The following is a 13,630-nucleotide window of genomic DNA, read 5'->3' as shown; positions in this document are numbered from 1 at the left end:
AAAAGTTACCGAATTGTCAACCTAGTCTGGAGACTTTGAACGTGAGTGAGCAGCAGAGCGAGCCGGTCAGCGGTCAAACCGGCGTCGAAGCGGCGGCGAAAACCGAGCCCGTGATGGCCGCGGCCGAGGCTCCCCGGCTTGCGCCCGGGCAGGAAGAGACGTCGCCAAAGGCCGACGCGCCCAGGATGGACGCGTCGAAGATCGAGTCCCTGAAGGTTGAGCCGCCCAAGGTCGAGGCAAAGGTCGAGCCCCGGGTTGATGCCATGGTTGAGCCCAAGATCGATCCCATGATCGACCCTAAGGTCGAGCCGACCAACATGGACGTGCCGAAGGTCGAGACCGGCAAGCGTGAGGAGCCGCGTTTCCCGGGCAAGCTGATGATCATGGCGCCCGGTGACCGTACCTGGGACCATGAGGCGACCGCCTCCAAGCCGGGCGCCGAGCAGGCGGCCAAGACAGCAGCCAAGCCGGCCGGCACGCGCCGGTTCGGGGCGATGGCCGCGGTGATTGCGCTGGCGACCGTGGCAGGGGCCATCGGTGGTGCGCTCGCGACCGCGGGCCTCGGCCATCTCGCCAGCCCCGCCATTGCCTCCGCCCAGGATACGGCTGCCAGGGACGCCGCCGCAAAGGAAGCGGCCGACGCCTCGCTCGCCCGGCTCGAATCCGAAATCGCCGCGCTGAAGGCCAGCGTCGAGCAGACCGCCAAGGCCGGCCAGGCCCAGTTCAGCAAGGCCAACGACCGGATCGAGAAGGTCGAGAAGGCCCAGGCGGAGCCGAACGCCAAGCTCGCCAAGCTCACCGAGACCGTCGACAAGCTGCGCGCCACGCCGCAGACGACCGTCGCCGCTGCGACGCCTGTCCGCGAGGTCACGGGCTCGGTCCCGCCTGCGACTGCCGCGGCTGTGCCGGCCGCCCCCAAGCCCGAGGTCGGCCGCATGCCGGTGGTCGACGGCTGGTCGCTGCGCGACGTCGGCAATGGCGGCGCGCTGATCGAGGGCCGCGGCGGCATCTACGAGGTGTACGCCGGCGATCCCGTCCCCGGCCTCGGCCGCGTCGACGCCATCCGCAAGCAGGACGGCCGTTGGGTGGTCGTCACCAGCAAGGGCCTGATCGTTTCGCGCTAGAGCTTCGGTTCTGATTGAAGCAGAACCGAAGCTCTAGTTTGTTGTTCGGACGCGCGAACCGGCGTCCACTTCGCTCGAAAACGCTATCTTCGCCGAAACACGACAACACCAGGGCGCTTCACCGCGATGTGAAGCGCCTTTTTTCTTGAATAGGGTTTGCCGCGCGGTGTTAGTGGGGGCATGAGCCGCGCGCTGAAATGCTTCCTGCTGATGTCCGTTCTGCTCTGCGGCGCGGTGCCTGCACGCGCCGCCGAGGATCGCGCGCTCGAGCGCGGCACAGCGATCATCGATCCCGCGATCCTGCGCCAGCTCGATCACGACCGTTTCGGCCTCGGCCGGATGCTTGCGCCGGAGCGTTCCGCCGACACGCCGCTGTCCAACCGCGATCTGTTTGCGTTGCCCTCGATGGTGCCGGTGCGCGAGGCGCTCGATCGTGAGTTCGATCGCTATGTCGCAAAGCATAAAGCAAGCCTGCCGAACGAGAGCATCGGCGTCGGCGACGGCTTTGCCTTTCAGCTGTTCGACCGCGCGCTGTTTGAGTCTCCCGACGTTCGCTTCGTGCTGGCCGGCATCGTCAACCGCATGGACCGCGCCTATGTCGCGCCGAAAGACTGCGGCGAGATCCGGCTGATCTATCGGTTGACGCGGACCGATGTGCCGCTGATCGGCGAGAACGCAGTCTCGCAGCGGCTGCCGATGACGCTGAACCTAGTGCTGAAGGCGAAGGGCGACGGCAACGATGCCTCGCTCACCTGCCGCGAGCTCGCGCGGCGCTGGCTAGCGACCGGCAGCGCGCCGCCGACGATGGAGAGACTGTTCGGCAAGGACGGCCCGCTCGACCTGATCGGCGCCGCGAATATCGATCGCATCGAGACCAATCTTCAGATCGCACACGCGCCGAAATCTGCGGTGCGCGACTTCCGCACCGACTATCTCCTGAAAGTGTTCGACTATGACGGCACAGCGAAGCGCTTCACCGAAGCGCCGCTGGAGAACCAGATCGATCGCGACCGCATTCTGGCCGACGAGGCGCTGCGGCGCGAGTTCAAGGCGTGGCTGCTGAATCCTGCGCATTTTGCCGAGCTCGACCGCGGCACCCTGCTGATCCCCGATCGCTTCCTCGCAAGCTCGGCGGTGGCGCCGACCCCGATCGGTTTCGATGTCAGCGATCTGCAGCCCGAATTCGGCATGGTGCAGGGCGAGGGGACTGCCGGCAATGCGGTGTTCTCGGACGGCGACGTCGTCGGCGCCTTGCAGAAGGCCGCGGCTGACGGAACGAAGCTGCAGAACATCCAGTCACTGGCCGGGTTCGAGCGGCGTCTCAACGACGTCACCTGCGTCGGCTGCCACCAGACCCGCGGCATTGGCGGCTTCCATGTCCCCGGCGTCGACTGGATGGCGGCAAAGCCATCGAACTCCACCGTGGTGCCGGCCTCGCCGCATTTCTTCGGCGACCAGGTCCGTCGCCGCGATATCCTCACGAGCTTCCGCGACGGCAGGACGCCGGACTTCTCGCGCGGCTTCTCCAACCGGCCGCAACTGCGCGGCGGCACCGAGCTGGCCGGCACCGAGTACAGCGACGGCTGGGGTGCGCATTGCTATCTGCCGGGCACGAGGCCGGCCGAGGCCGACCGCAGCTTCCGTGGCTGGACCTGTGCCGAGGGCCTCGCCTGCCAGATTGCCGGCAAGACCTCGCGGATGGGCATGTGCTTCGTGAAGGGGCGGTAGCTTCCCGGGAACCGATGTGCCCGGGCGTCATTACTTGATGCTACATTGCGGTTCGCGACCACGACCCGAACAGCCCAGCCTTGACGGAGACCGGCCGATGAATGCTCCCGAGCAGGACAAGCAGCGCAACCGCGAGATCGCGGCCAACGAGGCCGAGCGTCAGGCGGTTAGCGCCGTGCGCGTCAGCAGCTGGGCGATCGGGCTTGCGGTCATCATCGGCATCATCGTCGTGGCCATCGTCTGGGCCTGGATGAAGCGATAATCCCTCACGCGTAGTGTTTCAGGCGCGGGCCGGGCAGCAGGTCATAGGCCGATTTCCAGCCGGGAAGCGCGGCGATGCGGCCGAGCCAGGCGCTGATATTGGGATGGCTCGCCGCAAAATCGTAGCCGGTCTCGTCAGAAGGATAATGCAGATAGGCCATCATCGAGAAATCCGAGATCGTCGGTCGCGCCCCGATCATGAAGGCGCTGTTGCCGACATGCTGGTCGAGGATGCCGAGGAAGTCGTCGAGCCGCGCGCGGAAATATTTCAGCACCTTCGGGTCGGCTGACGGCGTGAAGGTGCGCATGAAGCGATAGGTCGCCATGTAGCCCGAGAGTTTCTGGTTGTCCCAGAACAGCCAGCGCAACAGCTCGAACTTCTCCGCCGGCGTTTCGCCGCTGAATTTTCCGTATTGCTCGGCAAGCTGCAGCAGGATCGGTGCGGTCTGGGTGCGGCGCTCGCCGTCGACCTCGAGCACCGGGATCTCGCCCATCTCGTTGACATCCGCGCGCCATTCCGCGGTCCGCGTGACGCCGCCGCCGAAATCGGTCCATACCGGCTCGAACGTCTCGCCACACAGCGTCAGCATCAGCGCGAGCTTGTAGCTGTTGCCGGATTCCGGAAAGTAATGCAGGCGATATCGGGCCATCATCGGGTTCCTGAGATGCTTGTCGATCTAGCCGTCAGTACGTATACTTCGCAAAACAGAACATTTGTTCTGCCGATTCTGCATAGCAGGACTGAGCGACAATTGATGAAGCGAACTGAACCTGGGAGCGGCAACCGCGAACGTCCCGTGATGGAGGCGACGCTTCGGATCATCGGGCGCAAGGGCCTCGACGGCGTGACCCACCGGGCGGTGGCGGCGGAGGCCGGCCTGTCGCTCGGCGCGATCACCCATCACTTCAAGACGCGAGATGCGCTGATCGACGGCGCCCTTCGCTTCGCTTTGGTCCGCGAGACCGGGCGGCTGCAGGCGCTGGCGCTCAGCCTGCAAGGCAAAGCGTTCGATGTCGAGGCATGGCTCGAATCCCTGGTGAGCTGGTACGATCAGGAGCTGAGGACGCGGGGCGAGATCCACATCGCCTGCTACGAAGCCTTCCTTGCGGCCGCGCGCAACGAGCGCTACCGGGCCGTGGTCGGAGAATGGTTCGAGACCTGGCGGCAAAGCGCGGAACTCGCCTTGCGCGCGGGCGGCTCCGCGGAGCCGCGCCGCCATGCGGACTTGTTCGTGTCCGCGTTGATCGGAATGTTGCTGCAGCAGCTCGCAATCCCCCGCCGCGGATTTCGGCGAGAGATGGCAGCGAGCCTGCTTGCGCTGATCAAGAGCCTGATCGGCGCAAAGGCCTGACGAACTGTCGTGTCAGCCGCCCTTATGCCACCGCGCCGGAAGCGCGCAGCTTCTGGATCGTGGCCTCGTCGTAGCCGGCCTGACGCAGGATCTCGTCGGAGTGCTCGCCGACCTCGGGCGGCTTGCGCGGCTGGACCTTTTTGGCACCGTCGATGAAGATCGGGCTGTTGACGGTCAGCATGGTGTCGTTCTCGAAGCGCACCAGCACCTCGTTCTCGATCATCTGCTTGTCGTTCGGGATGTCGTCGAGGATGCCGACGACGCCGAACACCAGGCCGTTGCCATCGAGGATCTTGCGCCATTCGGCGAGATCCTTGCCGGCGAACACCTCGTCGAAGATCTTGATCAGCTCGACCGAGCGCGAATGGCGGTCCGGCTTGGTGGCGAAGCGCGGATCGGCGATGAGGTCCTCGCGGTCCATGCAGCGCGCCAGCGTCGGCCATTGCCGGTCTTCGTTGAGCAGCGACAGGATCAGCCAGCGGCCGTCCTTGCATTTGTAGTGATTGGTGACCGCGTTCAACGCCTCCTCGCGCGGCTTGCGCTTCTTGAACTTGGCGCCGGCGAGCTTGGCCTGCGCCAGCACGCCATTGGCCCAAACGCCGTTGGCCATCAGGTTGGTCGCGACATGCGAGCCCTTGCCGGTCTTCTCGCGCTGGAACAGCGCGGTGACGATCGCGCCGTAGAACGCCATCGCGCAGGGGTGGTCGCCCATGCCGGCGACCGAACGCGCCGGCGTGGTGTCCTCGTCGGCGCGCACCAGGTCCATCAGGCCGGAGCGGGCCCAATAGGCGTTCGAATCGAAGCCGGGCTTGTTGGCCTCCTCGCCCTTTTCGCCATAGCCGGTGAAGGAGGCGTAGATCAGCCGGTCGTTGAGATGGGCGAGATGATCATGGGTGATGCCGAGCTTCTGGCGCACCTGCGGCGGCATGTTGGTGATGAACACGTCGGCCTCGGCGACGAGCTTGTAGAGCACCTCGCGCGCCTCGGGCTTGGTGAGGTCGAGCGCCAGGCTCTTCTTGTTGCGCGCCTCCAGCATCCACGCGAAATTGTGCTCGCTCGAGGGATAGCCGGGCAGGTTGGGCAGATTGCGGTAGGGGTCGCCGGCGCCCGGCGGCTCGATCTTGATGACGTCGGCGCCGAAGTCGGACAGCACGGTGGCGGCCGCCGGCGCCGCGATGAAGCTCGCGCAATCCAGGACCTTGAGCCCGTCAAAAATGCCTTTTTCCATCGTGCCGTCGCTCCCGTGGCGCTTGTCGGTGTTTTTCCGGTAGCTGGAATTATCGCAGGCGATGATCCCGATCGGACCGCCATTTGACCCATCTCGGGGGCACGATGCAACCAAGTCATTTAACCCAAGTCATTCCGGAGCGATGCGCAGCATCGAATCCGGAATCTCGAGATTCCCCGATGCACAATTGTGCATCTGAGGTCTGGTCCTTCGGACCATCCCGGAATGACGTGCGTGTGATGATCCTACTCCACCCGCGCCATCAGCGCGGCATTGCCGCCCGCGGCGGCGGTGTTGATCGTCACCGTCTGCTCGGTGGCGAGGCGCGTGAGGTAATGCGGGCCGCCGGCCTTGGGGCCGGTACCGGAGAGGCCGTTGCCGCCGAACGGCTGCACGCCGACCACCGCGCCGATCATGTTGCGGTTGACATAGATGTTGCCGACCTGGAGGCGGTCGATCACGTGCTCGATGGTGTCGTCGATGCGGGAATGGATGCCGAGCGTCAGCCCAAAACCGGTCGCCTCGATCGCGGCCAGCACGTCGCCGAGCCGTTCGGCGGGATAGCGCACGACATGCAGGATCGGGCCGAACACCTCCTCGGTGAGCTGGCTTGCCGCCGACAGTTCGAAGATGTGCGGCGCGACGAAATTGCCTGATGGCGCCGCGCCGGCGAGATGCACCCGCGCCTCCTGCTTCATCCGCGCGATATGTGCATCCAGCCGCTGCTTGGCCTCGGCATCGATCACCGGCCCGATATGCGTCGAAGGATCGGAGGGATCGCCGATCTTCAATTCGCGCGCGGCGCCGGCGATCATCTCGATCATGCGGTCGGCGACGTCGTCCTGCACGAACAACAGCCGCAGCGCCGAGCAGCGCTGGCCGGCGGAGCGGAACGCCGAAGTCACGACGTCGTCGGCGACCTGCTCGGGCAGCGCGGTGGCATCGACGATCATCGCGTTGATGCCGCCGGTCTCGGCGATCAGCGGCACGATCGGGCCGTCCTTGGCCGCAAGCGTCCGGTTGATCGACCGCGCCACCTCCGTCGAGCCGGTGAAAACGACGCCGGCGATCGCCGGATGCGCCACCAGCGCGGCGCCGATCGCGCCGTCGCCCTGGACCAGATGCAGGGCGGTTTCAGGCACGCCCGCTTGATGCAGCAGCGCGACGGCTTCGGTCGCGATGCGCGGCGTCTGTTCGGCCGGCTTTGCGAGCACCGCATTGCCCGCCATCAGCGCCGCCGTTACCTGGCCGAGGAAGATCGCCAGCGGGAAATTCCACGGCGAGATCGCGACGAAGGCGCCGCGGCCGCGTAACGCCAGCACGTTGCTTTCGCCGGTCGGTCCCGGCATCGCTTCGGTGTCGCCGAACAACTTTTGCCCCTGTGCCGCATAATAGCGGCAGAAGTCGATCGCCTCGCGCACCTCGGAGAGCGCGTCGTCGAGTGTCTTGCCGCCCTCGCTCTGCAGCAGGGCAAGGAAGTGGGCGCGGCGTTGCTCGAGCAGGTCCGCGGCCTTGTCCAGGATCGCCGCACGTTTTGTAGCCGGCGTGCCGTTCCAGGCCCTGAAGCCGTGGCGCGCAGCGGCGACCGCGGCGTTCGCCTGCTCGGTCGTCGACGTCGCGACGACATTGTGCGCAGCCTTGCGCTCGGCCGCAATCGCCGAGGTCAACTCGTCGAGCGCTTTCCGTTCGCCGAATTCGATGCCGTGCGAATTCTCGCGCTGCGGCCGATAGAGATCGGCTGGCAGCGGAATTCCGGAATGGGCGGCATTGTTGTCGGCACCGACGATGTCGGCCGGGCGGCGCAACAGGTCGACGATGGACACGCGATTGTCGGCCGCCAGCGCCACGAACGACGAGTTGGCGCCGTTCTCGAGCAGCCGCCGCACCAGATAGGCGAGCAGGTCGCGGTGGCTGCCGACCGGCGCATAGGTGCGGTGGGCGATTTCGGGCCTGTCCTCGCCGAGCTGGGCGTAGAGCGCTTCGCCCATGCCGTGCAGCCGCTGGAATTCGAAGCTCGTGGGATCGTCGGCCAGTTCGAGGATGGTCGCGACCGTCAGCGCGTTGTGGGTGGCGAATTGCGGAAACAGTCGCGGCCGCAATGCCAAGAGCTTGCGCGCACAGGTGACGTAGTTGAGGTCGGTCATCGCCTTGCGGGTGAATACCGGATAGCCGTCGAGCCCGCGCTCCTGCGCGCGCTTGATCTCGGTGTCCCAATAGGCGCCCTTGACCAGCCGCACCATCATCCTGCGGTCGAGGCTGCGCGCGAGCGCGTCGACGTAGTCGATCACCTCGGCGGCGCGCTTCTGATAGGCCTGGATCGCGAGCCCAAAGCCGCTCCAGCCGGCGAGCGACGGGTCGGCGAGCGCAGCAGCGATCACATCGAGCGACAGCTCCAGCCGGTCGGCTTCCTCGGCATCGACGGTGAAGTTGAGATCGAACGCCTTGGCGCGGCGCGCCAGATCGACCAGTTGCGGCACCAGCTCGGTCATGACCCGCGCCCGGCTCACCGCCTCGAAGCGCGGATGCAGCGCCGAGAGCTTAACCGAGATGCCTGGCCGGTCGGGCAGGGCCTGATCGCCGGCCGCCTTGCCGATCGCCTCGATGGCGCGGGCGTAGGATTCGAAATAGCGATGGGCGTCGTCGGCGGTGCGCGCGCCTTCGCCCAGCATGTCGAAGGAATAGCGCGAGCCGCGCGCGGTGTGCGATTGGGCGCGCGCCAGCGCCGCCTCGATGGTCTCGCCGAGTACGAAATGGCTGCCCATCAGCCGCATCGCCTGCCGCGTCGCGGCGCGCACCGCCGGCGCGCCGAGCCGCTTGGTCAGCCGTCCGATCGTGCCTTGCGGGGTCTCGCCGGGCTGGATCACGCGCGCCGATACGCCGAGCGCCCAGGCCGAGGCGTTGACCAGGAACGCGCTCGATCTGGTCTCGTGATTGACGAAGTCGCCCTGGCCGAGCTTGTCCTCGATGAACTGGTCGGCGGTGCGCGCGTCCGGCACCCGCAGCAGCGCCTCCGCCAGCACCATCAGCGCCAGCCCCTCCTTGGTCGACAGCGCGAACTCCCGCAGCATGTCCTCGACCCCGCCAAGCGGATCGTCGTTCGCTCTGATCGCCTCGATCAGCCGCGTCGCGGTGCGATCTATCCGTGCCTCCGCCTCCGCGCCGAGTGTCCCCCCCTGACGCAGGCGGCCGGCAATGGCGGCGTCGTCGGGGGCGTAGGGCGCGCTGAACGGGGGCGGGAGCGGGTCTGGCATGGTGGTTCCTTGGCGGTTCCTTCGGGGTTGCACGGGAATACCTACGCGCACACGAACCGTAGTTCGATAGACAAATTAGAAGATTTGCCTTAGAAAATCAGGACTAGTTAGAAAACTGCCGTAGATATGACAGAGATCGATAAGATAGACCGCAGAATCCTCTCGATTCTCCAAGGGGATGGACGGATTGCCAATGTGGAGCTGGCGGAAAGGATCGGCCTGTCGCCGACCTCGGTCGGCGAGCGGCTGAAGCGGCTGCAGCGCGACGGCTTCGTCGAGGGCTATGGCGCGCGGCTCAATCCGCACCGGCTTGGGCTCGGCCTGCTGGTGTTCGTCGAGGTGCTGCTCGACAAGACCACGCCCGACGTGTTCGAGCGCTTCGCCAAGGCGGTCCAGACCGCGCCGGAAGTGCTGGAGTGTCACATGGTGGCCGGCGGCTTCGACTATCTGGTCAAGGCGCGCGTCGCCAACATGACCGCCTATCGCCGGTTTCTCGGCGAGACCCTGCTGGCGTTGCCGGGCGTGCGCGAAACGCGAACCTACGCGGTCATGGAAGAAGTCAAGCGCGACGCGCCGTTGCCGGTCGGCTGATATGCGCCCGACGTGATCCACAGCCATGCGCGGGATGTATTGGCATCGCGCCGCACCCGCGATAATCCTCTGGTTCAGTTGGGGGCCGTGGTGATGAAAGACGTCGATCTGCCGATACGAACGATGCGGGCCGGGTTCGCCGGCGCGCTGGCGGTGTTCATGCTGTCCCTGCCAACAGCGGCGCCGGCCCGCGCGGCCGAGCTCAGCTCGGGAATCATGCAGCTCTTCACGTCGGTTTCGATCTATCCGCCGTCGGCCTCGACGATGACGGTCTGCTACGGCTTCGTCTGCCGGCGCCGCGAGATGCTGGATTTCAGCGCGGCCGACAGGGCGGCCCTGGGCAAGATTATGGCCGGTGGCCGCGCCAATGCCGCCGCTGAACGGGCGGCGGTGCAAAAGGCCGTGATCTGGCTCGATCGCCGGATGGGGCCGATCCTCGGCACCGACAAGCGCGTGGCCAAAGCGGACTTCCGCGCCAACGACGACAAGCACAATTACGATTGCTGGGACACCACCCGCAACACAACCAGCCTGATGCTGGTGATGCAGGCCTGGAACCTGTTCAAGTTCCATGACGTCGGCGATCCCCACTATCGCGGATTTTCGCTGGGGCAAACGCCGCACAACACCGCCGTTCTGGTCGAGCGCGCCACCAAGGTGGAATGGGTCGTCGATCTCTGGCCCCGCGGCTATCTGCAACCGCCTGACGTCATGACGGTCGCCCAATGGGTGACGGAAGATTGAACGGCTTGGTGTTGCCGCGCGCGCGTTCCGTGGTGTTCCATTCGCATTGATTATAGGGATAGTTAGCTGCGTCATTGGCGCTGGAACCGAGCTCCAAGGTTCGAAACAAGCTTCGACAAATGCCTTCCACGCCCACCACCATAAGAACCAACTGACGCGATAAGACGAACGGCATTCGGTCAACCCGAGGCACGATATGCGCTTACGTCCGACCTGCACCGATGCCGCTGTCAGCGGTGTTCGTTTCCAACTGTTGCTGGCGCTTGCGCTGCTGCCTGCGCTCGCCGGCCCAGCCCGCGCCGGCGACGTCGAGGACTGCAACGGGCCGCCGACGGACAAGGCCGAGGCGGCGTGCTCGGCCATCATCAACGATGCCGCACGGTCCGTAGAGGATCGGTCCAAGGCTTTTGCCGGCCGCTCGCGATTCTATATCGCCCGCGGCAAGATCGATCAGGCCTTGGGCGATGCCGATGCCGCACTGCAGCTCAATCCGCAATTCGTGTCGGCGCTGATCGCGCGAGGTAAGGCACCCCGCCCGGACCGCTCTTCATCTCGTGGCTGATCAGCCGGTCGGCATGGTCGAAGAAGCGATAGGCGATATCGGGCTATGTGCAGCAGCGCAAGGGCAGCCTGGATCAGGCCCGCGCCGATTTCGATCGCGCGATCGAGCTCGAGCCGAAGAGCCCGTTCGGCTATCTCGCGCGCGGCAATCTGCGCGCCGACCAGCGCGCCTGGACTGACGCGATCTCGGACTATGACCAGGCCATCACGCTGCGGCAGGATCTCCCCGCAGCCCATGTCGGGCGCGCGCGGGCCTATGTCGAATCCGGACAGCCCGACGCGGCGCTGGCCGACGCCAACACCGCGATTGCCGTCAACGCAAGCACGCCGAACGCGTTCTACTGGCGCGGCCAGGCCTATCGCCGCAAGGGCGACATCGATCGCGCGATCGAGGATTTTTCGCGTGCGATCGCGCAGGCGCCGCAGACCGAGCGCAACGCCTATTTCGCCCGCGCCCAGCTCTACAGCGCCAAGGGCGACTATGCCCGCGCCATTGCCGACTTCGACAGGCTGCTGGCGGTGCTTCCCGGCAACAAGGAGATCCAGGAGCAGCGCCAGCAGGCGGTCGCGATGCAGGCCGAGCTCGCCAAATCGGGCGCAGCCGCGCCATCACCGACCACGCCGGCTCCCGCCGCGCCGGCGGCGCAACCGTCCGCCGCGGTGCCGGCTTCCAGCAACCAGCAGATCGAGCAGGCCAAGCAGTTTATCGCACAGGGCAATTTCGCGGGCGCGATCAACAATCTCAGCCAGGTGCTGAGCGGCGACGCGCGCAACGAGGCGGCGCTGCGGCTGCGCACGCAGGCCTATTCACGGCTCAACCGGTTGGCGGAAGCGCGCAACGATCTCAACGACCTGCTCAAGCTCAAGCCGGACGATCCCCAGCTGCTTGCCTTCCGCGCGCTCAACGCCGCGAGCTTGCGGCAGTTCGACGATGCCACGACCGACGCCACCCGCGCCATCACGCTCGATCAGAACAACTCGCTGGCCTATCTCGCCCGCGGCCTTGTCAAGGCCAACACCGGCAAGGTGAAGGACGCGCTCGCCGATTACGATCATTCGATCTCGCTCAACACCAAGGAGACGCTGGCCTTCACCGAACGCGGGCTCGCCTATTTCAACCTCAATCAGCTCGACAAGGCGCTATTGGATTTCGATCAGGCGCTGGCCCTGGTGCCGACCAATCTGATCGCCAAATCGTGGCGCGGCCTTGCGCTGATGCTCAAGGGCCGCACAGACGAGGGGCTGGTCGACATCAACGCCGTGCTGGAGCGAGTCCCCAACAATCCCACGGCGCAACTCGGCCGCGGGCTCGCGATGCTGACCTCAGCGCAGTACGACCGCGCCATCGCCGCGTTCGACCAGATCGTCGCACGGGCGCCCAACGATCCCTTCGCGCATGTGCTGCGCGCGCGGGCCTATCTCGGGGCGAAGAAGCCGGATGACGCGATGAAGGATCTCAATCTGGTCCTCAGCTCACGGCCCAATGATCAGGCGGCGCTGACGTTGCGTGGCATCACCTGGTCGACGCTGCGCAACTACGACAAGGCGGTCGAGGATCTCGATCGGGCGATTGCGCAGAAGGAGACCGTGGAGGGTGTCTTCGCGCGCGCCAAGGCGCATGAGGCGCTCAACCACACCGACAAGGCGACCGAGGATTTCCGCAAAGCCACCCAGCTCGCGCCGTCGAGCGTGTTCGACGTGCTCGCGCAGGCCGAGTCCAAACGCAAGATCCAGGAATTGTCGAAGAAGGTGCCATGCGGCACCGGTCAGGGCGGCACGTGTCTGTAAGGCGGCAACCCCGCCGCGGCGCGCTTTCCTGGAGTAAAGAATAAGTGTCGGCACGCGATCGATGGCGTCCGAAAAAGCTCACCGCCGTGGCGCGCGGGCACCGTGCCCGCTCCGCCGAACGTCACGTGGTCTGGTGTGTGGATCGGCCCCCACTCCCGGATGACGTCCGAGAGTGCGCCGCCGGATCTGGCGCTGTTGCGCTAGACCTTCAAATTCTCGGCTGACGTCTTGCCGCGATTTGCAATCTCTTCGTATTCAACTGTCTGGCCTTCGTTGAGGCTCTGAAGACCAGCCTTCTGAACCGCCGAAATATGCACGAAAATGTCTTTGCCGCCCGTTGCGGGCTGGATGAATCCGTAACCCTTAGTCGGGTTAAACCACTTCACTGTACCTTTGGGCATTCCAGTCGTCTCCGCGGAATCAATCGAAAACAGACCAGCCGGTCCCCGCACAAACCGGCTTGTCCGTAACTACAGGATAGCAGTTTGGAAAAAGCTGGGTAGATCAAACGACGGTGTGTTTTTGACCGGAAACAACTCGCTTTTCAGGGATTTGATGCCGGTTTGCCTGTTTCGTGGTCAATTTTTGCGCTGCAAAAAAGTGTCGGTTCCACCGACCCATATTGGATCAATGGCCCCGCGCGTAGGTCTTCCGCCGGCGCGCGAGGGTTCAAATCGACCGCATCTCAATAGGTCGCGGTGAGGTATTCGACGATCTTGCCGACGTCGGCATCGTCGATCGGCGCGCCATAGACCTTGATCATCTTGGTCACCTCGGCCTGCCAGAAGTCCTTCTTGAACTTCTCGCCCTGCGGCTGGGTCTTGATGTAGTCGGCCGAGTGGCAGGCGGTGCAGTTGTTCTGCGCGACCTCCAGGTTGGGACCCGGCTTGAATGCCGCGGTCTCCTCGGGAACCTTGTAGTTCACGGGCGCGGCGATCGCGGCGCCGATCGACAGCGCAGCGATCGCGGCGAGTGAGGCAAGCAGCTTGCTGGTCATGATGC

13 protein-coding genes are annotated in these 13,630 nt (G+C 65.4%); 8 read left to right on the top strand and 5 right to left on the bottom strand.

The window, feature by feature from the left end:
- Positions 1–35: 35 nt before the first annotated feature.
- The 3 genes from WDM24_RS32765 (at position 36) to WDM24_RS32755 (ending at position 3,114) form a co-directional block, all read left to right on the top strand.
- The gene (locus WDM24_RS32765) at positions 36–1,124 is read left to right on the top strand and encodes a hypothetical protein (RefSeq protein WP_338828710.1); all 1,089 of its coding nucleotides are present in this window, start codon (positions 36–38) and stop codon (positions 1,122–1,124) included.
- A gap of 180 nt (positions 1,125–1,304) precedes the next feature.
- Positions 1,305–2,852 (top strand): hypothetical protein, encoded by a 1,548-nt coding sequence (locus WDM24_RS32760; RefSeq protein ID WP_338828709.1) that lies wholly within the window; start codon positions 1,305–1,307, stop codon positions 2,850–2,852.
- Between the two features lie 97 nt (positions 2,853–2,949).
- Positions 2,950–3,114 (top strand): hypothetical protein, encoded by a 165-nt coding sequence (locus WDM24_RS32755; protein ID WP_166298481.1) that lies wholly within the window; start codon positions 2,950–2,952, stop codon positions 3,112–3,114.
- Between the two features lie 4 nt (positions 3,115–3,118).
- On the opposite strand, the gene WDM24_RS32750 is transcribed toward WDM24_RS32755, so the two are convergent.
- Positions 3,119–3,763: a glutathione S-transferase family protein gene (locus WDM24_RS32750; protein WP_338828708.1), complete on the bottom strand. Its 645-nt coding sequence runs from the start codon at positions 3,761–3,763 to the stop codon at positions 3,119–3,121.
- 105 nt (positions 3,764–3,868) lie between these two features.
- Here WDM24_RS32750 and WDM24_RS32745 point away from each other — a divergent pair, with 105 nt between their 5' ends.
- Positions 3,869–4,465, top strand: coding sequence for a TetR/AcrR family transcriptional regulator (locus tag WDM24_RS32745; protein WP_338828707.1), 597 nt, complete (start codon positions 3,869–3,871; stop codon positions 4,463–4,465).
- A 22-nt stretch (positions 4,466–4,487) separates the two neighbouring features.
- Here WDM24_RS32745 and WDM24_RS32740 read toward each other — a convergent pair whose 3' ends face one another.
- Together WDM24_RS32740 and putA are read right to left on the bottom strand one after the other, a co-directional pair.
- On the bottom strand, positions 4,488–5,693 hold the full coding sequence (locus WDM24_RS32740; protein WP_338828705.1) for a CoA transferase: 1,206 nt from the start codon (positions 5,691–5,693) through the stop codon (positions 4,488–4,490).
- 245 nt (positions 5,694–5,938) lie between these two features.
- Positions 5,939–8,944 carry a bifunctional proline dehydrogenase/L-glutamate gamma-semialdehyde dehydrogenase PutA gene (putA, locus tag WDM24_RS32735; protein ID WP_338828704.1) on the bottom strand — a complete coding sequence of 1,002 codons (3,006 nt, stop codon included), beginning with the start codon at positions 8,942–8,944 and terminating at the stop codon, positions 5,939–5,941.
- A gap of 126 nt (positions 8,945–9,070) precedes the next feature.
- Here putA and WDM24_RS32730 point away from each other — a divergent pair, with 126 nt between their 5' ends.
- From WDM24_RS32730 to WDM24_RS32715, 4 genes are all read left to right on the top strand, one after another.
- Complete coding sequence (locus WDM24_RS32730) at positions 9,071–9,535, top strand: Lrp/AsnC ligand binding domain-containing protein (protein WP_166298476.1); 465 nt, start codon at positions 9,071–9,073, stop codon at positions 9,533–9,535.
- Between the two features lie 123 nt (positions 9,536–9,658).
- Positions 9,659–10,279 (top strand): hypothetical protein, encoded by a 621-nt coding sequence (locus tag WDM24_RS32725; RefSeq protein ID WP_029080324.1) that lies wholly within the window; start codon positions 9,659–9,661, stop codon positions 10,277–10,279.
- A gap of 253 nt (positions 10,280–10,532) precedes the next feature.
- Entirely contained in the window at positions 10,533–10,841 is a 309-nt protein-coding gene (locus tag WDM24_RS32720; protein WP_338828703.1) for a hypothetical protein, read from the top strand.
- Positions 10,842–10,888: 47 nt separating this feature from the next.
- The gene (locus tag WDM24_RS32715) at positions 10,889–12,628 is read left to right on the top strand and encodes a tetratricopeptide repeat protein (RefSeq protein WP_338828702.1); all 1,740 of its coding nucleotides are present in this window, start codon (positions 10,889–10,891) and stop codon (positions 12,626–12,628) included.
- A 200-nt stretch (positions 12,629–12,828) separates the two neighbouring features.
- Here WDM24_RS32715 and WDM24_RS32710 read toward each other — a convergent pair whose 3' ends face one another.
- Together WDM24_RS32710 and WDM24_RS32705 are read right to left on the bottom strand one after the other, a co-directional pair.
- Positions 12,829–13,029: a cold-shock protein gene (locus tag WDM24_RS32710; RefSeq protein ID WP_029080322.1), complete on the bottom strand. Its 201-nt coding sequence runs from the start codon at positions 13,027–13,029 to the stop codon at positions 12,829–12,831.
- Positions 13,030–13,313: 284 nt separating this feature from the next.
- Positions 13,314–13,625 (bottom strand): c-type cytochrome, encoded by a 312-nt coding sequence (locus WDM24_RS32705; protein WP_175612297.1) that lies wholly within the window; start codon positions 13,623–13,625, stop codon positions 13,314–13,316.
- Positions 13,626–13,630: the final 5 nt, after the last annotated feature.

Source organism: Bradyrhizobium sp. 27S5 (genome assembly GCF_037217225.1).
Taxonomy (GTDB): domain Bacteria; phylum Pseudomonadota; class Alphaproteobacteria; order Rhizobiales; family Xanthobacteraceae; genus Bradyrhizobium; species Bradyrhizobium septentrionale.
The sequence above is the reverse complement of the archived record's forward strand: the minus strand, read 5'-3'. Positions and strand labels throughout refer to the sequence as shown.

What these genes read in the sequence shown, in the direction of transcription:
- WDM24_RS32725 (WP_029080324.1), top strand. Translation starts at nt 9,659, where the DNA reads ATGCGGGCCGGGTTCGCCGGCGCGCTGGCGGTGTTCATGCTGTCCCTG.
- putA (WP_338828704.1), bottom strand. Translation starts at nt 8,944, where the DNA reads ATGCCAGACCCGCTCCCGCCCCCGTTCAGCGCGCCCTACGCCCCCGAC.
- WDM24_RS32710 (WP_029080322.1), bottom strand. Translation starts at nt 13,029, where the DNA reads ATGCCCAAAGGTACAGTGAAGTGGTTTAACCCGACTAAGGGTTACGGA.
- WDM24_RS32750 (WP_338828708.1), bottom strand. Translation starts at nt 3,763, where the DNA reads ATGGCCCGATATCGCCTGCATTACTTTCCGGAATCCGGCAACAGCTAC.
- WDM24_RS32745 (WP_338828707.1), top strand. Translation starts at nt 3,869, where the DNA reads ATGAAGCGAACTGAACCTGGGAGCGGCAACCGCGAACGTCCCGTGATG.
- WDM24_RS32730 (WP_166298476.1), top strand. Translation starts at nt 9,071, where the DNA reads ATGACAGAGATCGATAAGATAGACCGCAGAATCCTCTCGATTCTCCAA.
- WDM24_RS32740 (WP_338828705.1), bottom strand. Translation starts at nt 5,693, where the DNA reads ATGGAAAAAGGCATTTTTGACGGGCTCAAGGTCCTGGATTGCGCGAGC.
- WDM24_RS32755 (WP_166298481.1), top strand. Translation starts at nt 2,950, where the DNA reads ATGAATGCTCCCGAGCAGGACAAGCAGCGCAACCGCGAGATCGCGGCC.
- WDM24_RS32760 (WP_338828709.1), top strand. Translation starts at nt 1,305, where the DNA reads ATGAGCCGCGCGCTGAAATGCTTCCTGCTGATGTCCGTTCTGCTCTGC.
- WDM24_RS32705 (WP_175612297.1), bottom strand. Translation starts at nt 13,625, where the DNA reads ATGACCAGCAAGCTGCTTGCCTCACTCGCCGCGATCGCTGCGCTGTCG.